At 39.1% G+C, this 22062-nt stretch carries 22 protein-coding genes; 18 read left to right on the top strand and 4 right to left on the bottom strand.

Annotation, left to right across the window (positions count from 1 at the left end):
• Positions 1 to 18 precede the first annotated feature (18 nt).
• The 3 genes from LZF95_RS21350 to LZF95_RS21360 form a co-directional block, all read right to left on the bottom strand.
• Entirely contained in the window at positions 19 to 195 is a 177-nt protein-coding gene (locus tag LZF95_RS21350) for a hypothetical protein (RefSeq protein ID WP_233757247.1), read from the bottom strand.
• A gap of 199 nt (positions 196 to 394) precedes the next feature.
• The gene (locus LZF95_RS21355; RefSeq protein ID WP_233757249.1) at positions 395 to 610 is read right to left on the bottom strand and encodes a hypothetical protein; all 216 of its coding nucleotides are present in this window, start codon (positions 608 to 610) and stop codon (positions 395 to 397) included.
• Positions 611 to 1142: 532 nt separating this feature from the next.
• The gene (locus LZF95_RS21360; protein WP_233757250.1) at positions 1143 to 3086 is read right to left on the bottom strand and encodes an RNA-binding domain-containing protein; all 1944 of its coding nucleotides are present in this window, start codon (positions 3084 to 3086) and stop codon (positions 1143 to 1145) included.
• A 653-nt stretch (positions 3087 to 3739) separates the two neighbouring features.
• Between LZF95_RS21360 and LZF95_RS21365 the strand changes: the two genes are divergently transcribed.
• The 7 genes from LZF95_RS21365 (at position 3740) to LZF95_RS27615 (ending at position 9944) form a co-directional block, all read left to right on the top strand.
• Positions 3740 to 4048 (top strand): hypothetical protein, encoded by a 309-nt coding sequence (locus LZF95_RS21365; RefSeq protein ID WP_233757252.1) that lies wholly within the window; start codon positions 3740 to 3742, stop codon positions 4046 to 4048.
• A 286-nt stretch (positions 4049 to 4334) separates the two neighbouring features.
• The gene (locus LZF95_RS21370; protein WP_233757254.1) at positions 4335 to 5513 is read left to right on the top strand and encodes an XRE family transcriptional regulator; all 1179 of its coding nucleotides are present in this window, start codon (positions 4335 to 4337) and stop codon (positions 5511 to 5513) included.
• On the top strand, positions 5510 to 6007 hold the full coding sequence (locus LZF95_RS21375; protein WP_233757255.1) for a DUF4411 family protein: 498 nt from the start codon (positions 5510 to 5512) through the stop codon (positions 6005 to 6007). The genes LZF95_RS21370 and LZF95_RS21375 overlap by 4 nt, the downstream gene beginning before the upstream one ends.
• Positions 6008 to 7003: 996 nt before the next feature.
• Positions 7004 to 8008 carry a YhcG family protein gene (locus LZF95_RS21380; RefSeq protein WP_233757257.1) on the top strand — a complete coding sequence of 335 codons (1005 nt, stop codon included), beginning with the start codon at positions 7004 to 7006 and terminating at the stop codon, positions 8006 to 8008.
• Positions 7998 to 8804 (top strand): hypothetical protein, encoded by an 807-nt coding sequence (locus LZF95_RS21385; protein WP_233757259.1) that lies wholly within the window; start codon positions 7998 to 8000, stop codon positions 8802 to 8804. The genes LZF95_RS21380 and LZF95_RS21385 overlap by 11 nt, the downstream gene beginning before the upstream one ends.
• An 803-nt stretch (positions 8805 to 9607) precedes the next feature.
• Positions 9608 to 9745, top strand: coding sequence for an endonuclease domain-containing protein (locus tag LZF95_RS27610; protein ID WP_262912301.1), 138 nt, complete (start codon positions 9608 to 9610; stop codon positions 9743 to 9745).
• Position 9746: 1 nt separating this feature from the next.
• Entirely contained in the window at positions 9747 to 9944 is a 198-nt protein-coding gene (locus tag LZF95_RS27615; protein WP_262912302.1) for an endonuclease domain-containing protein, read from the top strand.
• A 643-nt stretch (positions 9945 to 10587) separates the two neighbouring features.
• On the opposite strand, the gene LZF95_RS21395 is transcribed toward LZF95_RS27615, so the two are convergent.
• The gene (locus LZF95_RS21395) at positions 10588 to 11964 is read right to left on the bottom strand and encodes an RtcB family protein (protein ID WP_233757260.1); all 1377 of its coding nucleotides are present in this window, start codon (positions 11962 to 11964) and stop codon (positions 10588 to 10590) included.
• An 89-nt stretch (positions 11965 to 12053) separates the two neighbouring features.
• Here LZF95_RS21395 and LZF95_RS21400 point away from each other — a divergent pair, with 89 nt between their 5' ends.
• From LZF95_RS21400 to LZF95_RS21450, 11 genes are all read left to right on the top strand, one after another.
• Positions 12054 to 13073: a YafY family protein gene (locus tag LZF95_RS21400; RefSeq protein ID WP_233757261.1), complete on the top strand. Its 1020-nt coding sequence runs from the start codon at positions 12054 to 12056 to the stop codon at positions 13071 to 13073.
• Between the two features lie 32 nt (positions 13074 to 13105).
• The gene (locus tag LZF95_RS21405) at positions 13106 to 13489 is read left to right on the top strand and encodes a hypothetical protein (protein WP_233757262.1); all 384 of its coding nucleotides are present in this window, start codon (positions 13106 to 13108) and stop codon (positions 13487 to 13489) included.
• 457 nt (positions 13490 to 13946) lie between these two features.
• A complete protein-coding gene (locus LZF95_RS21410; protein WP_233757263.1) occupies positions 13947 to 14621 on the top strand; it encodes a hypothetical protein in 675 nt (224 codons plus the stop codon).
• An 841-nt stretch (positions 14622 to 15462) separates the two neighbouring features.
• A complete protein-coding gene (locus LZF95_RS21415; protein WP_233757264.1) occupies positions 15463 to 16023 on the top strand; it encodes a hypothetical protein in 561 nt (186 codons plus the stop codon).
• Between the two features lie 290 nt (positions 16024 to 16313).
• On the top strand, positions 16314 to 16799 hold the full coding sequence (locus tag LZF95_RS21420; protein ID WP_233757265.1) for a hypothetical protein: 486 nt from the start codon (positions 16314 to 16316) through the stop codon (positions 16797 to 16799).
• A 377-nt stretch (positions 16800 to 17176) separates the two neighbouring features.
• Positions 17177 to 17530, top strand: a complete 354-nt coding sequence (locus LZF95_RS21425) for a hypothetical protein (protein WP_233757266.1) — start codon at positions 17177 to 17179, stop codon at positions 17528 to 17530.
• Between the two features lies 1 nt (position 17531).
• Positions 17532 to 18377: a hypothetical protein gene (locus LZF95_RS21430; protein WP_233757267.1), complete on the top strand. Its 846-nt coding sequence runs from the start codon at positions 17532 to 17534 to the stop codon at positions 18375 to 18377.
• A gap of 58 nt (positions 18378 to 18435) precedes the next feature.
• Positions 18436 to 19374, top strand: coding sequence for a hypothetical protein (locus tag LZF95_RS21435; RefSeq protein WP_233757269.1), 939 nt, complete (start codon positions 18436 to 18438; stop codon positions 19372 to 19374).
• A 677-nt stretch (positions 19375 to 20051) separates the two neighbouring features.
• Positions 20052 to 20438, top strand: a complete 387-nt coding sequence (locus LZF95_RS21440) for a hypothetical protein (RefSeq protein WP_233757271.1) — start codon at positions 20052 to 20054, stop codon at positions 20436 to 20438.
• Positions 20439 to 20898: 460 nt separating this feature from the next.
• Positions 20899 to 21738 (top strand): class I SAM-dependent methyltransferase, encoded by an 840-nt coding sequence (locus LZF95_RS21445; RefSeq protein WP_233757273.1) that lies wholly within the window; start codon positions 20899 to 20901, stop codon positions 21736 to 21738.
• On the top strand, positions 21728 to 21937 hold the full coding sequence (locus tag LZF95_RS21450; protein WP_233757275.1) for a hypothetical protein: 210 nt from the start codon (positions 21728 to 21730) through the stop codon (positions 21935 to 21937). Before LZF95_RS21445 ends, LZF95_RS21450 begins: the two co-directional genes overlap by 11 nt.
• Positions 21938 to 22062 lie beyond the last annotated feature (125 nt).

Below are 22062 nucleotides of genomic sequence, written 5' to 3' on the forward strand. Positions count from 1 at the left end.
AAAAGGCTGACCGATAAATCATATCAGCCAGTCTTTTCTTTTAGGTGGTGTGACAATCATTACTGCAATGAAAACACCCATTGCTTTTACTATAGATTTTTTTTGCTTCGGCGACTGCTGTTCTGCATATTGGATGCCATCCAAGATCCCGGTAATTACTTGGGAAGTAAGGGCATCCTGTTTGATGAACTTCATGGTCTCCATTGGGTTGGGCGACATTGTTTACTACGAAATTTGGCATTTTATTTTGGTTTTAGTGAGGTGTAAACATAGGGTAATTTGCTTTATATGTGCGATTTATGGGTTTATCCTTGGTTTGTTTTGACATTAATTGGCAGAGAAATTGGCTTTATAGCAAGATCCAAGTATTAAGGTAGAGCTGAAAGAATTTTAACTAGGTGGTTTTTTTCTTTGGTCGATTAGCTTTAAGCTTCTTTTTCTCTATCCTTTCATTTGATGCTATTTCCTTAAGTTTGGTGTAGTTGTTCTTAAAAGTTTCATAGTAGGGGTGTAATATTTTTAGGAAAAGGAAAACGAGGGAAATGATAACAGGTATTCTTACCCCTCCTTCGAAGTAGTTTATAATATCTAAAATGATTTGCTCTTCCATAACCTTTCTTATTTGCCAGAAACCTATATCAATCCGCTGGGTAAGTTTAGGACGTGTATTTTTCATGTCAGAGGACAATGAAAATGAATCTTCCTAAGCTCTCAATGCAGTTTTTGATCAGACTTCAAAGGAATGGATTCCCTTGGTTCCCGAAAGGACAAATTGGAGGGGAGTGCTTTTTAGCTTCAGATACTGGATTTTAATAACAAGCCTTAAGTGTAAAAAAGTGGACAAATTTGGACTGAAAATCTGGGCTAATTCCCTTTTATTCTTAGAAATTGAGGAGTTTGAACTTGATTAACATGGAATAAATAAAGAGATGTATGAGGCTACTATCTTATGACTTTCAAGTAAGTTAGGACAGAATAGCCCCATATCTTAACAGACCCTGAGAAAATAAATGCATGAGGAGATACTTCACAAATCATTTCAGATAGTATTGCAATCCGGGAAATCAAACTGTAGGCAGGTACATCCCTCCCTGAGTAGTTTCATAAGCAATAAGACTACTTTTGGGTTGAGACGTCTCCTGTTAGTCTTCGTTTGTTTTGTATCCTTGTTCGGGGTGATTATGCGTAAATGGGAACCTTTTTATAAGTTTACCTCTCTTTAGCAAATCAGGCAAAATCTTATTTCGGATATAACTTTCCGACTTGCCTAAAGCTTTAGCCAATTCCTCCTTTTTCATAAAGTTTTCCTTGCAAAGTTGTAGTATGATTTTTTCAAGTTCTTCCCGTTTAAGGTTTTTTCCATGATATTGGGCGTCATCCTTATCAGAATGGGTATTGGAAGTGGAGGTTGCAACCTTTTTTGCTGAGGTTGCAACCTTTTCTGTCGTGGTTGCAACCTTATTCTCCTCAAAAATGGCCTTCCCGGACTGATTTATAGAGGTTGCAACCTTTTTTGTAGAGGTTGCAACCTTTTCTGTTGCGCCTTGCTTCGCTTTTATTTTGTAGGTTGTCCACCGACCATTATTGTCAGATTCAAGGTAATCCTCCAAGCACAATTTTTTTAAGAGATGTGTGATATCGGAACGGTGGAGGTTCAGCACATATTGAAGTCGCTGGTTGGAAATGGACTCTTCTATGAGGCAAAAAGATAATGCGGTAAGTTCATCAGGGGTCAATTGGCTAACGTCTCCAATTGTAGAATTTAATTCATCCAAGATGGCATCTGGAATTACATTAAACATGGGTAGTGTCAACTTAATTCGATCGGGTTGTGACTCCAATTCCAGAAAAGGTTTCCTCCAATGTGATTCTTGCCACCCTGACATGATTTTGTCTACACCACTTCCCGCTTTTTCTGCCCGTCCAATTAACATAAACATTTGTTGCAAGGAAGGGTTTCTACATTCACTGATTCCTCCCGAATAATATTGGTGAATGGAAACCAAGAGAGTTCCTGGATTGGAAAAAACAAACTTCTCAGTATCCAATTCAACGATAATATTTCCGCTGAGGGAATAATCCGTATGTACCAGCGCATTGACAAAAGCTTCACGCAAAGCAATATGGGTTGGAGTTTCATCGACCCTTTTGTCATTTTCAAGTCGAAATGGTTTGGGGAGAGTAGATGAGAGTTTCGGCCACACCTTAAGATAAAATTGGAGAAGGTTGGATTCCCAAGTCCCGTCTGGGCTAATCCGATCAGTCCATCTGATTTTTTCATCCGATGAAAGCCGCTCTCTGAAATCAGGAAAATAATTCGGAAGTGCGGTCTGCTCTTTGATGCTGTCTTCCTTTCCAAACATCAATAAACCGGCAAGCGTAATGCCTTCCGTTCTGGATTTTCTGTCAACTCGATATGCTCCTATTTTCTTGAAAAGTTCCAAGTCTTCTGAAGCATGCCAGGGATGGTTCGGTTTCGATGACAGAAATAACTGACGAAACTGTTTGACTGAAGTCTGGTCAAAGTCCGCCACCGTGAAATCCTCCAAAATCAGACTGTCGCGTTTAAGTTCTCCGCTAGAGTCAGCCAGCATACGTTTTACTTCCTCATCAGTACATCTATAGTCTCCTTCATGGTTCCTTTTATAAGTATTTCCCAGAGGATTTCTTGTCAAATAAACAGGTCTCTCTGTTCTGTTAGCAAATGGAATTCTAAAGCATAAAAGGCTTTTCTCCTGGAAGGAGATGACCTTCACGTCTTCATTTCGTAGAAGATTTCTACTGATTGCGTTAGGATTATTGCACTCATTCCAGAACTGATTCTTATACTGCTCAATCTGTTCCTCTTCAAGTCCCTCGATTGACAGGACACCTTTTTTCTCTTTTACACCAAGGATGATTATTCCGGAATTTGTGTTAGCAAATGCTGAATAGGTTTTCCATAATTCTTTACTCGGAAAACCATCAATAGCCGATTTGTATTCTACCTCCTCATTTTCCTTAAGATCAAATTCTTCTTCTATTTGGAAATACAAGGAATATTGTTCTTCCCAATCAAATAGGGTGAGTTGCTTTTCTTTCATCATTAAAGGATTTGGTCTTAATTTTTTTGACTGAGATGGAAATGACTCTTAACAGTAATAGTAGTTGATATAAAACTCAACAAAGATTACATTTAAATCGAGACGAATAATCAAAAATAAGGTGATCTTATTAATTCCTGTTTTTTTGACAGATGTTTTCGATAAGGTTAATTATCCAATGTCTGGAATACCTAGACCTCTGAGTCCGATAAAGCAAACGATACTACTTCATTGTTAGAAAAAAGTAGCCACACCAATCACCTCCATTCCAGATCTTGGCATAACTACGAACCTCACTTTCCATTTTTGTCTGAAAAAGGATACTGCAGGATGCGGAAAATTCTGCGAATCGACTAAAAAACAATGCATTTCCTTTACAAAACACTGCATTTCCTTCACATTTTCCCTAATTTCCCCCAAATATACCCTAGGATCGACTGTTAAGAAAATGTCCTGTGGACATTTTTAAGGAGGGGCCAGCTTGCAGGGCAGGAGGGACGAGCCTGCCTACCGGCAAGGCAGGCGTCAAGAAACAGCCCGCCGCGGCGGGCTGTTTTAGCGAGATCCTGTCCTGCATAGCGCAGCGTATCGGGAAGCCAGCTTGCTGCGTTGCTTTTTAAATCGAAATTACTTTTCTTGCATATGGATTTTAGTTTTTGAGAACGACCAACCTACTTCTTATCCTCAATCTCCATCTGGAGCAGAGCCATGCTCCCTCTCCTAAAGGAGAGGGCTGGGGTGAGGTAGGTAGAACAGCCAACTTTTATCATCCACCCTGGCTTAAACCCGGAACCCACTTATATTCTGAATCCGATAGTAAAATGATAGCAGAGCCAGGCTCCCTCTCTTCAAGGAGAGAGCCTGTCCCGATAGCGCAGTGTATCGGGACAGGGGTGAGGCAAATAAGCCAATTGCAAATTGGTAAGGATTTGAGGGTAGGTAAAGGCGTTAATAAATCATTCTGAGAATGATTTTAGCCTTGGGCCAGATTGCAGGGCAGGCAAACTTCACCCAGCGTCCAATTGAACTTCAGAGGGTACTGAGAAGAAACTACGTAGGGGGAGCTTAGTTAAACGTATAAAGAAGCAAATCGAGAAATTCGGTCTCACCGAAGACGATCTAGGCCTCAAAATCGCTGAAATTTAAGGGTTTTGGGTGCCGTTAGTCAGAATGCTAAAAAAACGACAGCTACCGACAAAACATTAGTATTTTGACAAAACCGACCTTAAAATTTGTATTTTTGAGACCTAAATGGCAGACAAAGCATACATAACACCAAATGTTCTTAAATGGGCAAGAGAATCGGCTAGAATGACCGAAGAAACTGCTGCTGCCAAAGTTTCTGTGAAAGTTGACAAATTAAAAGAGTGGGAAGCAGGGACAAATCAACCGACAATAAGACAAGCACAAACTCTTGCCAAAGCCTACAAAAGACCTTTTGCTTTGTTCTTTTTGCCAGAAGTTCCTAGAGACTTCCAGCCCCTTCAAGACTTTAGAAAATCAGGCGCAAAAAATCTGACAACATCTTCAATTTTTATCATCAGAGAAATCCAACAAAAGCAAGCATGGATAAGTGATGTATATTCAGAAAATCAAGAAGACAAATTAGCTTTTGTAGGTCGCTTTTCAATAAAAGACAACCCTCAATCTGTAGCAAAAGACATTCTTGACACATTAAAAATAAATCCTGCATCCTACAAGACAGAAAACCCCATTAAAGAGTGGATTGATGCAGCAGAAACGAATGGCATTTTTGTTTCAAGAACAAGTTTTATTCACTCCCGACTTAAACTAGATTCGGAAGAGTTGCAAGGTTTTGCAATTGCTGACCCACATGCACCATTCGTTTTTGTAAACTCGGACGATTGGAATGCACCACAATTATTTACACTTGTTCATGAGTTAGCTCATATTTGGATCGCTGAAACAGGTATCTCAAATGAAGTTGAACCCGACATAAAACACAAAGACAAATTTCATCCGGTAGAACTATTCTGCAATGAAGTTGCAGCAAATGCTTTAATGCCAAAAGAAATTGTTTTGAGTTTTGATTCAACTTCTTTTCTGACTTCTAAAGATGTTTTCAAGGTTGCAAAGCAATTAGGTGTAAGCTCGTTTGCTCTTTTAGTTCGTGCATTGAATCTTAATATTATTTCGACACCAACATATCAGAAGTTAAAAAAGCAGGCGGATATTGATTTTGCTGAATATTTAAAAAGAGAAGCAGAGAAAAAAGCTAAACAAAAAGAAAAGGATAAACCAGGCGGACCGAATTACTTTTTACTGCAACTAAATAGAAACAGCAGACTTTTTACTCAAACGGTTTTAGATGCATTTCGTGGCGGCTTTATTGAACCGACATTAGCTAGTAATCTGTTAAATGTTCAAGTAAACAAATTTCCGAAACTCGAATCTCAATTAATTAAATGAGCACAAAGGCAAATAAATACTGTTTGGATGCCAATGTGTTAATTCAAGCATGGCAAAAATATTACAACCCAAAATTCTGCCCTGATTATTGGAAAATCTTAATCGAACTCGGCAAAAACGGAAAGATTTTTATTCCTGAGTTAGTTTACGAAGAAATTGTTAGAACTGAAGATGACCTTTCGAAATGGTTGAAAGCAAGCAAAATTCCAATAGCTAAAATAAGCGAACCTATTACTATACATATTCGCAAAATTTTAAAAGATTATCCGTTATTGGTTGACAATACAAAAGCACGTTCTTTGGCTGATCCATGGGTAATTGCTCATGCTTTAAGTGAAAATGCTACTGTAGTTACCAAAGAAGAAAAGGTGACTGCTTTAAACTCAAAGAAAATAAAAATACCAAACGTTTGCGACAACATTGGAATAAGATGGATTAATGACTTCCAGTTTATTGACGAGTTGGACATCAAATTCCAGTGTTCATTGATTTAAATAACGATAAAAAAGAAGCACGAACCGCCAACACACGTTTTGCGTCATGCGGGATGACGTGCTTACATTCAAGTTCAGTTTTCAAGTTGGGCATTAGTGGTAGGTTGACAGTTTGGTGCTCCGAAAACCCGCACGAAAGCAAAGCGTGGGAACGTGGTGTGACTTGAATCGACCTTAAAAGTAGGTCTAATGCTTTGAAATGGATGGAGGACTATTGAGAAATCAATAGCTAGGCCCTCCGATGGCGGCTTGCCGGAGCAGCTATCAATTAAGCGTAGCGAATCACAGATGCCAATAAATAAAATCACTACATCTGTAAACCACCTTACGCTGCATCTAGTGGAAACACTGATGTGGTGAGCGGCTAAGGAAAAACGGGAACATCGATTCCTATAGGTGAGTAATGATGGAGCTGATCCGCAACCACCCACCCCCAAATCCAAGCAACTCCCTGGCTATCCAGCCTAAAATGTGGATAACTTTCTGGCTTTCACTCAAAAAATACCCTAGGGCCGAGCGTTAAAAATCTCTTCGGTGAAGAGATTTAGTGAAGGGGCCAGGTTGCGGGCTGGCTTCCTATCATTTTTTTCCTTTTATTGCATAAGCCTTTTAGTTTTTGAAATCGAAGATCCCGAGAGCAAAGCGATTCGGGAACAACCAACCTCCTTCTTACCCTTCAGCCCATCTGGAGCAGAGATGATCACCTTCTCCTAAAGTGCCTGTCCCGATGAGCAGCGCGATATCGGGAAGAGGGCTGGGATGAGGTAGGTAGACTACGCCAACTTTTATCACACCCATCCGGGCTTAAATCCGAAAACCACTAAACATTCGGCGATGGTAATAAAACCAATTGCAAATTTCTTCCAGTCACCACGATGAACTGACTACACTGAGAGTAGAACCACAACAATGCTACAAAACTGAGAGTGATTTGTTTTAAAAATACCTTCGTCTCTTTTTGCTATCTCTGAAGATTGTTTATTATTTACTTGTAAGATGGAATTAGAGCAATCAAAATATAGCAGCTTAATCAATCAAATCGGCGATCTATTGCAACAAGGCAGAGAACAGGTTGCCAGGTCGGTAAATACCATTTTGGTAAATACCTATTGGATGATAGGCAGACATATTGTGGAGTATGAGCAAGGCGGTAAAGAAAAGGCCGAATACGGAAGTTTTCTTTTTGAACAACTTTCAAAAGACTTGACAAAGCTTTATGGAAAAGGGTTTAGTAGGTCAAACCTATTGTATATGAGGAAGTTGTATCTTAATTTCCCAAAAAGTGAGACGCTGTCTAACGTTTTGAGTTGGAGCCATTATTTTGAGATTTTACGCTCTGATAGCGAACTTGAGATCAGTTTTTACGCTAAGCAAGCCGAAAAGGAAAATTGGAGTGTGCGGGAGTTGAAACGCCAAATGAAAAGTATGTTGTTCCACCGTTTGGCATTGAGCAAAGACAAAAAGGGTGTTTTGGAGCTTTCTGGACAAGGCCAGGAAATTCAAAAAGCAGAAGACATTTTGAAAGATCCCTACGTTTTGGAATTTCTGGGGATGCCTGAAAAACATCAATATTTTGAAAGTGAATTGGAGGAAAAACTGATTTCCAACCTACAAAACTTTCTGCTGGAATTGGGCAAAGGCTTCACGTTTGAAAAACGGCAATACCGTATTTCAATAAGCGGGAAGCATTTTTACGTTGACTTGGTTTTCTATCACCGTATTTTGAAGTGTTTTGTTTTGATTGACCTGAAACGTGGCGAAGTAACACATCAGGACGTAGGACAAATGAATCTGTATCTCAACTATTTCAAGAAGGAGGTAAGCACAGATGGCGACAATGAGCCCATTGGAATAGTCTTGGGAGCAGACAAAGACCATGTTTTAGTTGAATACGCGACAGAAAGTATAAGCAATCAATTATTCATCAGCAAATATCAGCTATATCTGCCCGACAAAAAGCAACTTGAGAACGAACTGAACAAATTGCTTGATGACGAATAGCAACAAACCTGTCCTCTTACTATTTATTGCCGCTATTTTAACAAGCTGTACCAAACAAAAGTCACTTGAATTGGAGGTGATTAATTCAACTTTCCTTGACATGGTAGGAACCCATTACTACAATGAACCTGCCCCACCAGCACCCTACAGACCTATTCATCCCGATTCCGTTTACGGCGAAACTGAAGATTTAATCGAATTGACAATTGAATTGGATGGAGAGAAAAACGAACCAAAGGATAGTTTGACAAAAGCGAATGAGTTGGAGCTTGAACGCGATAGCCTAATAAACGAGTTCAACAAGTTCGATTGGGAGAACTATAGACAGGACTCAGTCGAATGGCAGACTTTCCTGAACAATCCCAAAAAAGACAAACGGAACCTTATTCTGCTCGTTAATGATTCATTACTTGCTCCAAGACTTGATTATCTAGACTTGTCTCACAGGTTAACTGAAAAAGGATTTCGTGAAAATATCCAACTAGAAGATTCTTGGAGACAGCTGGTCATCAAGCTTGTTGAGTCTGGTTTAAGAAGTGAGCATCTGAATTTTAAAAACCTTACAAACGTAGGAGATTACCAACTCAGACCTGTGAACTTCGAATCAACAGAAAATGATAGAGTGGTTGCCAGCTTAACATTTTCAAGAGTCGTTTTCAACCAAGATGGGACAAAGGCGTGCTACTATTACATGGAACACTGTGGACCCAATTGTGGATATGGCTATTTGGTTTTCGTCGAACGAACTGACGGAACCTGGAAACTTAAGACAAAACATCAACTCTGGATATCTTAAAACTGAAGGTGGATATTCCGGAGCAATTGAGTACTCTCATCGATGCTTTTGTTTTTTAGCGGACATTTTCGATAACCACTAACTATAATCCCACGGCTAGAAAATCTAAACCTCTGAGTCCGATAAATCAACTGATAGTATTTGCCAGATAGGAAAAAGACCCAAACCAATCGACCACATTGCAGACCCGGAACAGGATCATATGACTCACTTTGTGTTTTTATCTGCAAAATGGCACAGAAGGATGCAGATAATTCCGCTGACTAACCGAAAAACACCGTATTTCCTTCGTATTTCCTCCCATTTCCCCAAAAAATACCCTAGGATCGACTGTTAAGAAATCGAGCATATTGAAGTTGGCACACAACGGGATGATTATCTACGGTGCGAGATTCCATATGGCCATTGAAAAATAAAATAAAATCATATGAAAATGTCCGGGGGACATTTTTAAGGAGAGGCCAGCTTGCAGGGCGGGAGGGATGAGCGTTAAAAAATGATTCGCCGCGGCGAATCATTTTAGCGAAGTAGCCAGCCTGCGTGATGGGAAAGTTCAGATTTTTCCCTTTTCTTGTAATGACCTTTTATTAGAGGATGAATAGCCAACTTTTAGCACCCATACGGATTTAAATCAACCTCACCCTAACCCTCTCCTTGAGGAGAGGGCACTAGGCACTGCTAGCATTAAAGTATCTATTTCAAATCAGCCTTTTGCTTATATTGACTAGTAAATGACCTATTCTTCAAATCTATTCTACGGAGCTTCAGCAGCCACACACCTAAAAGCAAAAGAGCTAAGAAAAATGCTTACTCCCGCCGAGCGAAAACTCTGGGAAGTGCTTCAAAACAAACAACTAGACGGCTACAAATTTCGGCGTCAGCATCCGATACGCCACGGCGCACAAGTTCTTCAGATACATTGCAGATTTCTACTGCCATGAGCTGCGGCTGGTGGTAGAACTAGATGGCGAAGTTCATAATGACGAAGAGCAGCGGGAGCATGACATCAACAGAGATGCCGTCATAAAGGAGTATGCTATCCACATTCTGAGAATCAAGAACGAAGAGATACTGCACGAGTTACCTAAGGTACTGGAATATGTACGAAGCTATATATCAAGTATTAGATCAGAATACTGATTGCTAGGCAGTGATTCAGTTGTTCCTACGACACCATCTCACCTTATGTGGAACACATGAGTTTCATTTTAGCAGTGCCGATCGCCCTCTCTTTAAGGAGAGGGAGGGGTGAGGTACAAAAAATACCCTGTACATGGTATGTTTTTATATCATTTTTTTTCCTTTCGTGTCCCTGTTCTTTATCTCCTGCGGCTCTCAAGTACCGAGACTGACAGGATCTGGGGACTACGCCAACTTTTATCACCCGTCCGGGCATAAACCCGGTAACCCACTTTATTCTGAATCTGATAGTAAAATGATAGCAGAGCCAATCGCCCTCTCTTTAAGGAGAGGGTAATGGGTGAGGTAGGGAAGCCAATGACAAATTGGTAAGGATATTAGGGTAGGACAAGGCGTTAAGAAATCTTTTGGAAAAGATTTTAGTCTTGACCCGGATTGTAGGGGAGGCAAACTTCACCCAGTTCCGACTAACGATGTGACTACGCTCAGCAGGGGGGTGGGAAAGCTTCACCCCATCCCATAAGTGATGTGACTACCCGAGAGGAATCCAGCCCCAATTTGGGCTGCGGTTCTGAATAAATTACCGGCTGCACAAATAATGGAGTATAGTCCTCGGCTAAAATATAGTGGAGCATCTCTAGTCTCATTTTATCAGTTTGACTTTCTTTTTCTTCCAAGGGGCATCAACCTTCCAGTCGCCAGCCATAATACATCCGTAAGGGATTATTTCATCAACAACTTCTCCCAATCCGAATTCCTTCATCTGATCCTGGACGTTTTGAGCATTTTTGTAAGCGGATGGAAGCTCTGAAATATCGATATGTTTAGAAAAGAAGCGGATATCTAATCCTTTGGTCTCCTCCGCAAATAGCTCTTGGATTGTTTTGCCGGACTTATTTCTGATGTGCTGCGTTCTGCTAATGTTTCGGCCTGCTCCATGCGGAGCAAATCCCATATTGTTTGCTGTAGTTCCGCCTTTCACTATCAATACAGGCTCACTCATATTTAAAGGAATCAACCGTAGACCCTCATGGCTATCGGGTACAAATTTGTCATCCAATGGGGTTGCTCCTTTTGCGTGATAAAATGTATTCCCATCTTTAAAAACAAAATTATGTTCATTCCAAAACCGAACAAACGGATCTATCTTAAGCAGATCACAAGTCGCCTGATGTAACACTTCGTGATTAAGTTTCGTCCATTCCCGTACCAACTGTAAAGACTCCCAATACTTCTTGCCGACTTCTTCTGAATAAGGAATCCAGGCATTGCTACTAATGGTCTTGGGTGATATTTCTTTTCTGAACGACTCAGCTACCTTCATGCCTTTCGTAAAAAGATTAGCCCCAAATCCTCTACTTCCGTGATGGGTAACCATAATAGTTTCTCCGGTGTTTCTGGATTGACCTACAAAAAGAAAGTGATTGCCGTCTCCTTGAGTACCTAGTTGGGTTTTGGCTAGCATTGCGCTCTTTTCATCACCCAGAAAGGAATCACACGACATTTTTTCTTCAAAACCCTTGGGTAATTCAAAGAGGTCTTGCCTGCCGCCTCCCCCAAAATGAGTTATATAGTGGGCAGAATCCAATACCTTTTTTGGATCACAAAAACCAAAAGAAGTCATCATGACCGAACAGCATATATCTGCACTATGCATTGACGGATGAATTGCATCTTCCGCTGCCACAACTCCTCCGACCGGAATCTGTCCCATAGCGCCTGTCGGACATGCATCCGGCATCACAGCACCTTTGCTTATTGTGGGAGTCTTCATAAGTTCCTTCATTGTGGCCAGAACATTGATGACATTGCGGGTCTCTTCTTCCGACTCTGCTCTGATATTCTTATAGAAATCGACCGCAACTTTGTGTGGTTCATGGACATAAGGAGCCATACTTTGGAGATAATCCTTCAGCGCTTGACCTTCGAGGAGATTTGAATTTGCGTAAGAAATGGCCTCACTGAACCACTTGCTCGGTTTAAAACCTAATTCAATTAATGTTTTTCCCGTGATTTTCATGATTAACTTGAATCTATTTGACTTTACAATCCTACGTAACAACTGCGCAATGATTTTGCGTAGATAAATAAATAGCTTAAGTTTATTTTATGGCCTGGAATAAGAATGCATTGATCAGGTATAGGACAATAGACAAATGCCTTCAGAATCACTCAAGGAAATGGACGCTTGAAGATTTAATCGAGGCCTGTTCTGAGGTTCTATACGAATTGGAAGGGAAGGATTTGCAAATCAGCAAAAGAACTATTCAGTTGGATATCCAACTGATGCGTAGCGATAAATTGGGATATAATGCACCGATTCAGGTTTACGAAAGAAAATACTATTGCTATTCTGATCCGGATTTTTCTATTACAGACATACCTCTGACAAAAGTGGACATGGATATCTTGACGGAATCCGTGGAGATGCTCAAACAGTTTAAGGAATTTTCTTTGTTTCAAGAACTGAATGGTGTGATTCAAAAACTTGAAGACAAGGTCTATAATGAGTCCAAAAACAGACAGCCCATCATACACATTGACAAAAATGAAAGCCTTAAAGGGCTACGGCACATTGATAAGCTATGTCATGCTATTTCAAAACAAATAGTCTTAAAGATCACCTACCAATCATTTATATCGGACTCTCCTGCCACCTTCGACTTCCATGGATACATTCTAAAAGAATTTAACAATAGATGGTTTTTGGTAGGCAGACGGGATGGATTGCCAAATATTCGGACACTGGCTCTGGATAGAATACTTAAGGTCGACATTGAGCTGTCCAAAGATTACCAACAAGAAGATTTCAGTGCAGATCAATATTATGCCAATACATACGGCATTAGCGTCTTGACCGATGAGCAACTCGTTGAAATAGAGATGAGGATAGATCGTGAGAATGCGCCCTATGTGCTTACAAAGCCTTTTCATGCCTCACAGAAATTACTGGAAGCATACGAGGACGGATCGATACTAATCAGTTTTAAAGTTCATCACAACTTTGAAATAGAAAGATTGCTTTTAGGGTTTGCCGATTCTATTGAAATACTCAAACCACAGACATTAAGGGACCGATTGAAAGAGAAATTTGAACGTGCATCCCATATGTATCAGCTAAATGGCTAAATAACAGCAATCACTTCCAAAAATATAATCACATGAAACTGACACTTTTGATTTTGACAATATTTTTATCCGCCTTAGCTGTCAGTCAAGAACACGCCAAGGTGGTATCAAAATATAAAAGGACTGAAAGAATGGGCAACTTCATCACTAGATGGTATTACGACATCATTGGCACCTCATTGCTTTTTGAAGAAGAACTTGTGCTCTTTGATGACTCTACTTTTAGTTATTATTATGTCGGTGGGGAGTGTGGGACTTTTGATACTAACCAAGAAGGATACTGGATAATATCTAATGATACTTTACGCATAACCGGAGATCAAAATTTGATAAGCCGGTTTTATCTGATCAAAAAAAATAAATTGTATTCACTGAATAAAGGAAAAGATGAATGGGTTTTAAAAAAAGTGAAATAATTGGGATAATGGTCGAGGCAAGTCTTGGCTTCAGTATAGATGTAAATCTAAAATAGAGTTTTCGAAGATCCCGATAAGCGAAGCGATTCGGGAACGACCAACCTACTTCGTACTCTTTAGCCCATCTAGAGCAGAGCCAAGCACCCTCTCTCTTCAGTGCCTGTCCCGAAAAGCAAAGCGATTCGGGAAGAGGGGCGGGGAGAGGTAGTTCCAGATGCTCAAGGAAATCTGCTACCGGAAGTAGTTTTTGCTGGAACCATGGGAATTAAGCTGGATCACGTAGAAAAAAAGGCAAAAGATAGTAAACCGTAAAAGCGATAGTAAATAGTTGTAAGCGACTAATGTCGGATAACCCTCAAAATAAAAGAATAGAGACAGGTTTAATGAAATATTGTCTTTAAGGATATAGAAGAAATAACCGCAATTGCAGTTATAACACGTTGTGCCCAATTAAAAAATGACCGAAACGAAAGTCAAATACACGGAAGAAGAAATTCTTGAAATATTCAAGGAGCAACACCGACTTTGCAGCCCACTTGACTCAGAAGCTGACCTGTGGGCGGAAATTACAGCTGAAATGACAGTTCGTGAGTGGAGATGGGCTAACGACTTACTCGGATGGAAAAAGTTGAGCGAATTTTTAAATCAAGAATTTCGAGTTCAGATAAGTCAAGAAGAATGGTATAATGTTTTAGAACCTGCAAGGACAAGAAAACTCATTGAAGTTTGCCAACTGCTTTCAAACTACTCTAATAAAGACACTTATGAACCAAAGACTCTGTTTGGTAAACCGTGCTTAAAGGCAGGACTATTCCTCACAATCAAAAAGAACCTAAAGGACAAAGGAGTAGATGTATCTGAACTCCGACCTTCTTCTTCATTGGCAGCTTATATGGACAAGTATTTCTCGCCAATACTAGTAGAAATCACACTGACAGGAACAAAACCGATTGACAAAATCGAAACACGAAGGAAGAAAAAGGGATTTTGGAATGCGATTAACATTTTCGACCCTGACAGATACGAAACATTGACTGGCGACATAAAGACATTCCGTGATTTGACTGAGAAAATAATTGAAGAAAAAATAAAAACTGTGCACAATCGAGTAGACGACCTCGCCAACCTTTAAGTTGACGAGGTGCGCCTACGCCACGGCGCACAGGTCTCACGCCACCGTATCCCGATTCTCGGGACAGGCTGTATACGGCGGTTCACTGGATCGTAGGTTGAGTTTTGAGGTAATAAGAAATCGAGCATCCTAAATTGTCTTCCGGAGGCCGTAGTGGCAAAAATGCAAGATTCGATGTGACCATTAAGAAAAATAAACACATCAAAGCATCGATTCGTAGCCTTTTCTTCTTAGACGGGACAAAGTAATTGTAGTGATCAGAATCTGACTTTGGGCGACTGACCAGATCAGGAACAGTACCCTATGACTCACTTTCTATTTTCTCGTGAAAAGGGTAAAGATGGATGCAGATAATTCTGCAGATCGATCAAAATACACCGCAATTCCCCGGAATTTCCTCCCATTTTCCCAAAAAACACCCTGTATAGGGTATGTGCTGGTATCATTTTTTTCCGTTTCTTGCTCAAGCCTTTTAGTTTTTGAAAACGACCAACCTACTTCTTACTTTTCAGCCCATCTGGAGCAGGGCCATGCTCCCTCTCCTAAAGGAGAGGGGCGGGGTGAGGTAGTTTCCAGATGCTCAAGGAAATCTCCTGCCGGAAGTAGTTATTGCTGGCAGCATGGGAATTAAGCTGGATCACGTAGAAAAAAAGTCCAAAAGATACTAAACCGTAAAAAGCGATAGTAAATATTTGTAAGCGATTAATGTCGGATAACCCTCAAAATAAAAGAGTAGAGACAGGTTTAATGAAAATTGTCTTTAAGGATATTGAAGAAATAACCGTAATTGCGGTTATAACACGTTAGCGGTCAGCTTAAAACGAAACAACAGAAATAAGAAATGACATTTTTATATACAGCTCGGGGAGTGTACAACAAAAATTACGGTGAAGACGGAATGTCTTGGGAAAAATATATTGAATGGTCTAAATTGACACATTTAACAGAACTTGTTTCACTTGACGGAATGCTAAATGAAAATTTAGTTGAACCTGACTATGACAATGCTGAAGATTGGAATTATATTTATTGTGATGGTATTCTTCAAACTGACTTTTATACATCTCTCGACTTTGTTTTTACACGACTTAAGGAAAAAGATAAATTTAACCTTTTGACAGTTGCTTTAGAGCCTAACCAAGACTGTAAAAATGTAAATGTCGTAGATTTTGAATTTATAGGATATGACTTGTTAGACCAAGATTTCAGCATAAGTGCCTTAACAAATTGCGGCGGATTTGACGAAACATTTTTGCCGAAAGACCTTAATGACAAAGGATTAATTGACGACTTTACAAAAGCTTATGAAATAAAGAAACTACTTTTAGAAAACAACCCTGACGAACATCATGCAGACACAAACGTGATTGCAGTTTGGCGACATAAAACTATTGGACGATGACAAAAACTAACACGATAAAAGAAAGCCGAACCGCTAACAGGCGTTTGGCAAAAAAGCGGATTCAGTGCTTAAATGAAGCTTTGTGCTTCCTATCAAGTTCAGTACTGGCAGACAGTTTTGTGCTTCGAAATCCCGCACTACGTTTATACTTGACCGTTAGGCTTTATTTAATATACTAACAAAACAAACAGAGATCATATTGGATGGCAATACCAGCGTACTTATACCACTATTATGAACTAGAAAATGGCCCTTTCCGAAATATTACCGAACAGGGAATTGAGAAAGCTTTGGCTATTCAAAGCAGAATTTCGAATGGGTTTAATAGCAAAAGACCACCAAACTACATCGAACTAAGGTTTGGTCTGGAAGAAAAACTAAAAGAACAGTTTGTTTCAAAGGGCGGAAAACCTAATAGAGACGACCCATTCTACTTTATGTTGGGAGAATGTGAATGGGCAAAATCTTGGTATATGAATCCTGGTGTAGTTAAAATTCCTCTGTCTGCTTTTAAAGCTGAGCACTTAAGTTTTACGTATCCGGACAGTATGGTCTCTTTTCAATTTCATGGCGAACCAAAACTTGCAACCTATAGAAAAGCTTGTAATGGACAAATCTTTCTACTAAGTGAAATAAATGATCTTATAGATGAATATGGAATGCCATCGGAGAAAAAATGCCAAGCTGAGGAAAGATTCAAGTATGATAAATACATAGAAGCCCAGGTATGGGATGATGCAATAATAAATGAATACAAAACAAAGCCTAACAGCTAGGTTTTCGTGCGGATTGCAAAGCCAACCATGAAACCGCTGTGTGCCTTGAATGGTGAATAAAGGTCAAAATGATGTCTTTTCCAACGGATGATCGTCCGCTTATGTGCAGGAGCAGTTAGCCCAAGACCAAACAAATTGCAAATTTGGATCTATGGAGAAATCTAATGCAAGGCTTGTTTAAGCATTGGAAATTGGTTCAACCTTAAGTACTTTTAGTACCAAGCGATTTATAAACCTGTCTGCCGACCAGGCAGGCATGAAGAGTCCGCCGCGGCGGATGAGAGTCTCACGCACAGCCTGTCCCGCTATTCGGGAGTTCTGTGGGAAGGTGAGGGTGAAATTCCCTTGCCTGACCCGATTGGGGTTAATTAAAAAACATGTTCGGATTATTTAAGAAAACATATAACATAGATTTCAAAAAGGAGAATATAGAAGGATTTACTACTCTCTTGACTGAGATATATGAAATTCTTCGTGATTCGGCATATACAACCCAGGCGCATTGGGTGATACAAATACTGTCGGCTGTCCAAAGAGAGGATAAGGATATGTTCAAAGCAAAAGTGGTTTCGGCAGAACTTCTAGGAGGTGCAGGTTCTGTAGTTGACGTATGGATAGAAGATGAAGAAAAGATGAAAAGACTTGACAATTTGATGAACTCATTTTTGGAACTGACAATTAAATCAGGGCTGAATCATAGAGCTGTTAGGTCAAGAATAATTAAAAAGTAACATGTCGAAGGCATCTGAAAGAAATAAGAAAAGGAAAAAGGCAAAGGAGGTGCTTAAGCATATAAGTGACAACCCTGCTGAATATTTGGTTATTCACTATTCATGTGAGAGCTTTTTCAACTTACCTCAAGGAAATACTCCCAGAATTACATCTATTGCTGTAAGATATGTTCGGAATGCGCAAACACATTCTTTCTCTATTCATAAAATGGCAGAATTGAAAGGCATTCTTCCTACCCAGATTAATCAGCACTACAACCAACTAGAAAAAGACATGTTGGACGAGTATTTCACATTTGTTGGTAGTCATCTTGAGTACAAATGGATTCACATAAACATGCGAAATATAAACTTTGGTTTCGAAGCAATTAACCATAGATACAGGGTTTTAGGAGGTACACCAGTTCAGATTAACGACAATTTAAAGATTGACTTAGCTAGACTTTTTGTTGACACTTATGGGAAGCAATATTCGCCACACCCAAGAATGGAATCGCTTTATAAATTAAATAAAGTTACCATGGCAAGTTTCCTAAATGGCGAAGAGGAAGCCAACGCCTTCAATACAGGTGACTACGTTGCTTTGCATCAATCTACCCTTCGAAAAGTGGATAATATGCATAATGTAATCTCCCTTTCTGTTGAAGGAGACTTAAAAACTAAAAGTAATATTTTCCAAGTTTATGGAATCAGTCCTGCTGGTATATTTTATGCGGCCAAGGATAATTGGATAGTTGCTATCATCTTATTCCTTTTCGCAAGTGCCATTGCTGCATTTATTGGTATTGGTGTTACAAAATACATTAGTCCAACAAATGATAAAGAAAAACTAACCCATCAACTATGAACAGTAGTGCCTTTCAGGAAACTACTGTTCATAGCTAAACCGCTGGCACTAATTTGAAATGAAAGCAAGACACCTCATCATATTGACCATTTTAACTTTGATTGTTCAGAATTTGGCTATTGGACAAACATCAGGATTTCAATATTTCTATCATCCTGAATATTTCAATGATAGCATCATCAAGGAAAAGAAAATTAAAAAAATATCGGTAACAAGTTATTGGACTAGACCAAAAGGTGAGATTTATCAAGACAATATAAACATTTATACTTTCAATGAATTGGGAGATCTTCTTTGTTCAGAATCATTTTACTATAAAGAAACTGACCCAAAAATAATAACACAACAAACCATTGACTGCTATGAATATAAAAACGGATTGCAGATACGACACTTACGGTATCATAATAACAAGGATTCTGCAGAATGGGTAGAAGAGTTTGAATACGTTCAAGATAAAAATGGGAACATTGCAAAAATAATAGTGAAAGACCTAAGTTATCCACATAACTCAAACACTACAGAGAAAATCTATGATTCAAAAAATAGAATAATAACTGAGAAAACTGACTTTGGCTATCTTACAGAGTATAGGTATGATTCAAAAGGAAATTTAATTGAAAGAATTTGGGGAGATAAAGATGGACAGAGGAATAGAAATGTTTATACATATGATTCTGCGGGGAATCTTATTAAATATGAATTTAAAGGGGCTCCTTTCGACAACTACGATACAGTAAAAGAAATTAATAAGTATGATAGCCAAGGAAGAATAATTTTAAAAGAATCCGTTTCTGCTGAAAATGCAAAGTCACAGACTAGATACACCTATGAAGGAAAAAATATTATCAGAACGGAATTTATTAATCAGAACGGAGAAGTCTTTAGCACAACCACAAAGAATTTTTCAAATGGGTTAATCCAATCAGAGATTACAGCAAGAAATGGAATAGTTCATTCCAAAGAGATTTATGAATACGAATTAAATAAAAACTAGTGCCAGTCGAGTAGGCAAAGGGGAATCCCACCCTTAAACCTCTCACATAACTCCCGATAGCTATCGGGATGAACCTCTGGATTACGGCTCTTATTATGCAGTCGGTTAATAGTCCATTATGTTAAACTAATTTGTGCCGGAGTCCGCAGTGATAGAAAAGGTTTGGATAAGAGACATTAACTGTCTATGCCATTTTACTGTTTTAGCGGACATTTTCGACAATCGCTAACTATAATCCCACGGCTGAGATACCTAAACCTCTGAGTCCGATAAATCAACTGATAGTATTTGCCAGATAGGAAAAAGACCCAAACCAATCGACCACATTGCAGACCCGGAACAGGATCATGCGACTCACTTTGTGTTTTTATCCGCAAAATGGCACAGAAGGATGCAGATAATTCTGCTGATCGACCAAAAAGCACCACAATTCCTCCTATTTTCCCAAAAATTACCCTGTACATGGTATGTTTTCGTATCATTTTTTTTCCTTTCTTGCTCATGCCTTTTAATTATTGAAAACAACCAACCTACTTCTTATCTCTGAATAATCTCTGGAGCAGAGCCGATCACCCTCTCTCTTCAGGAGAGGGCAGGGGGTGAGGTAGAACAGCCAACTTTTATCACACCCATCCGGACATAAACCCGGACATCCTTCTGAACCCAATCTTATCCAGATGTACAAACTGCTGTACGGCTTCCTCTTTACAGCCTTCTTCCTACTTGCAGCCCAGCTCCAAGCACAGACAGTCTATATCACCAAGACAGGAGCGAGGTTCCATAAGGAATCCTGCCGCTACTCCAAAACAGGCTGGGCTTCGGATCTTGCCACCGCCAAAAAGAAAGGCTTGACCGCCTGCTTGGTATGCAAGCCTTCCAGTACTGAAACGGGTGAAGCCAAACTAATCCCGCTAACATCAGAACCAAAAAAGATAGAATCAAGCAAAGAAACCAAGCCAGCTCAGGCAACTTCCTCTCAATGCAGAGCCACCACAAAGGCGGGAGCTAGATGTTCTCGGAAATCTGCTACCGGAATTAGCTATTGCTGGCAGCATGGGAATTAAGCTGGACCACGTAGAAAAATGGCCAAAAGATAGTAAACCGTAAAAAGCGATAGTAAATAGTTGTAAGCGATTAATGTCGGATAACCCTCAAAATAAAAGAATAGAGACAGGTTTAATGAAATATTGTCTTTAAGGATATAGAGGAAATAACCGTAATTGCGGTTATAACACGTTACCTGCCATTTTAAAAGACAACTGTACCAACAAATCAATTCTTTATTTTTATATTTGCAACCTGTTTTATTATTCATAACATATTATCTGCATCCTTATCAAAAGGACTAACTCGGTAAAGAAGCCGAGTAATAACTCTATTGAAGTTTACCAATTTCAATACCCAGATAATATTACCATTTAATTTCCTTGAATGTTAATCAAAACAATTGACCTCAAATCAATTGCATTATCACTTTGCGCTATACCTAAATAGCTCAACTGTGATAAAAAAAATGAATTAAAAATGAATAATAAACAGTTAATAAGCAGAGATATAGAGAACTTTTATAATAAAGTGTCGGAAGAAACCAGACTTGAAAAAGGTATGGGAGTATTTGAATTTGAACGAATTAAGTCACTCATTGAAAAATACACTCCGAATTTTTCTTCAAAAATCATTGACGTTGGTGGTGGGACAGGGAAATATTCAGAATGGCTTGCAAAAAAGGGACATTCAGTTCATTTAGTAGAACCAGTTCCTAAACACATAAAGATTGCGAAAACAAGAGCAAATAGACTAAAAAACAAGTTTTCCATTCATTTGGGGGAATCTCGGAAATTGGAATTCCCTGATAATTATGCCGACCTAATTATTCTACACGGTCCGCTTTACCACCTTCAAAAAAAAGAAGATAGAGATTTAACTATTCAAGAAGCGAAGCGTGTTTTGAAAATAGACGGAGTTATACTGGCATTTGCAATAAATTATACTGCCTCAACTTTAGTTGGACTTTTAAATGGTTTGATCCACAAAAAAACATTTTTTGAAATGTGCAAGGAAGAATTGACTTCTGGAATTCATAATCCACCAGATGATTTTCCCTGGCTGTTAGCCGAAGCATTTTATTACAAACCATCACAACTCAAAAAAGAGTTTATCAGTCAAGAATTAGTCCATCTCAACACTTACGCTGTTGAAGGTTTAGCTTGGCTTGACAAGGATTTTTTCATCAATTTGTCAAACGAAAAACGAAAAAACACATTGTTAGAGCTAATCCAGTTAACAGAAAATGACCCTTACCTTCTACCTTTTAGCCCACATATGATGATAGCAACAAAAAAACAAGCAAATTATGGAAAATAAAAACAGATATTATAACTTACTGAAAGAAGATAATGGTCAACATAATGAAATTGACCTTGGAGAAAAAATTGGACTAAATGAAGAAGAAACAATGGAAATAATTTCTCAACTTCTTTCGGAGCATAGAATAGAATACGAAGAAAACAAAGCTTGCAACTATAGAGTATTGAAAAAACCGAACAAAAAAAACGGCAGGTAACAACTAGGTTTCCGTTGCGTGCGAAGCACGAACGATGAAACCGATGTTGCACGGAACCGGTGAGGTTCTTATGGGGATTGAGTTAGGTTTTCAGGAGTTTTATAAAGGAGCTATTACCCCAAAAA

This window comes from Algoriphagus sp. AGSA1, from assembly GCF_021390545.1.
Classification (GTDB): Bacteria; Bacteroidota; Bacteroidia; order Cytophagales; family Cyclobacteriaceae; genus Algoriphagus.

Excerpts from the sequence above, each read along its gene's own strand:
- LZF95_RS21350 (WP_233757247.1), bottom strand. The coding sequence starts at position 195 with ATGAAGTTCATCAAACAGGATGCCCTTACTTCCCAAGTAATTACCGGG.
- LZF95_RS21355 (WP_233757249.1), bottom strand. The coding sequence starts at position 610 with ATGGAAGAGCAAATCATTTTAGATATTATAAACTACTTCGAAGGAGGG.
- LZF95_RS21360 (WP_233757250.1), bottom strand. The coding sequence starts at position 3,086 with ATGATGAAAGAAAAGCAACTCACCCTATTTGATTGGGAAGAACAATAT.
- LZF95_RS21370 (WP_233757254.1), top strand. The coding sequence starts at position 4,335 with ATGGCAGACAAAGCATACATAACACCAAATGTTCTTAAATGGGCAAGA.
- LZF95_RS21375 (WP_233757255.1), top strand. The coding sequence starts at position 5,510 with ATGAGCACAAAGGCAAATAAATACTGTTTGGATGCCAATGTGTTAATT.
- LZF95_RS21380 (WP_233757257.1), top strand. The coding sequence starts at position 7,004 with ATGGAATTAGAGCAATCAAAATATAGCAGCTTAATCAATCAAATCGGC.
- LZF95_RS21385 (WP_233757259.1), top strand. The coding sequence starts at position 7,998 with ATGACGAATAGCAACAAACCTGTCCTCTTACTATTTATTGCCGCTATT.
- LZF95_RS27610 (WP_262912301.1), top strand. The coding sequence starts at position 9,608 with ATGCTTACTCCCGCCGAGCGAAAACTCTGGGAAGTGCTTCAAAACAAA.
- LZF95_RS21395 (WP_233757260.1), bottom strand. The coding sequence starts at position 11,964 with ATGAAAATCACGGGAAAAACATTAATTGAATTAGGTTTTAAACCGAGC.
- LZF95_RS21400 (WP_233757261.1), top strand. The coding sequence starts at position 12,054 with ATGGCCTGGAATAAGAATGCATTGATCAGGTATAGGACAATAGACAAA.
- LZF95_RS21405 (WP_233757262.1), top strand. The coding sequence starts at position 13,106 with ATGAAACTGACACTTTTGATTTTGACAATATTTTTATCCGCCTTAGCT.
- LZF95_RS21410 (WP_233757263.1), top strand. The coding sequence starts at position 13,947 with ATGACCGAAACGAAAGTCAAATACACGGAAGAAGAAATTCTTGAAATA.
- LZF95_RS21415 (WP_233757264.1), top strand. The coding sequence starts at position 15,463 with ATGACATTTTTATATACAGCTCGGGGAGTGTACAACAAAAATTACGGT.
- LZF95_RS21425 (WP_233757266.1), top strand. The coding sequence starts at position 17,177 with ATGTTCGGATTATTTAAGAAAACATATAACATAGATTTCAAAAAGGAG.
- LZF95_RS21430 (WP_233757267.1), top strand. The coding sequence starts at position 17,532 with ATGTCGAAGGCATCTGAAAGAAATAAGAAAAGGAAAAAGGCAAAGGAG.
- LZF95_RS21435 (WP_233757269.1), top strand. The coding sequence starts at position 18,436 with ATGAAAGCAAGACACCTCATCATATTGACCATTTTAACTTTGATTGTT.
- LZF95_RS21440 (WP_233757271.1), top strand. The coding sequence starts at position 20,052 with ATGTACAAACTGCTGTACGGCTTCCTCTTTACAGCCTTCTTCCTACTT.
- LZF95_RS21445 (WP_233757273.1), top strand. The coding sequence starts at position 20,899 with ATGAATAATAAACAGTTAATAAGCAGAGATATAGAGAACTTTTATAAT.
- LZF95_RS21450 (WP_233757275.1), top strand. The coding sequence starts at position 21,728 with ATGGAAAATAAAAACAGATATTATAACTTACTGAAAGAAGATAATGGT.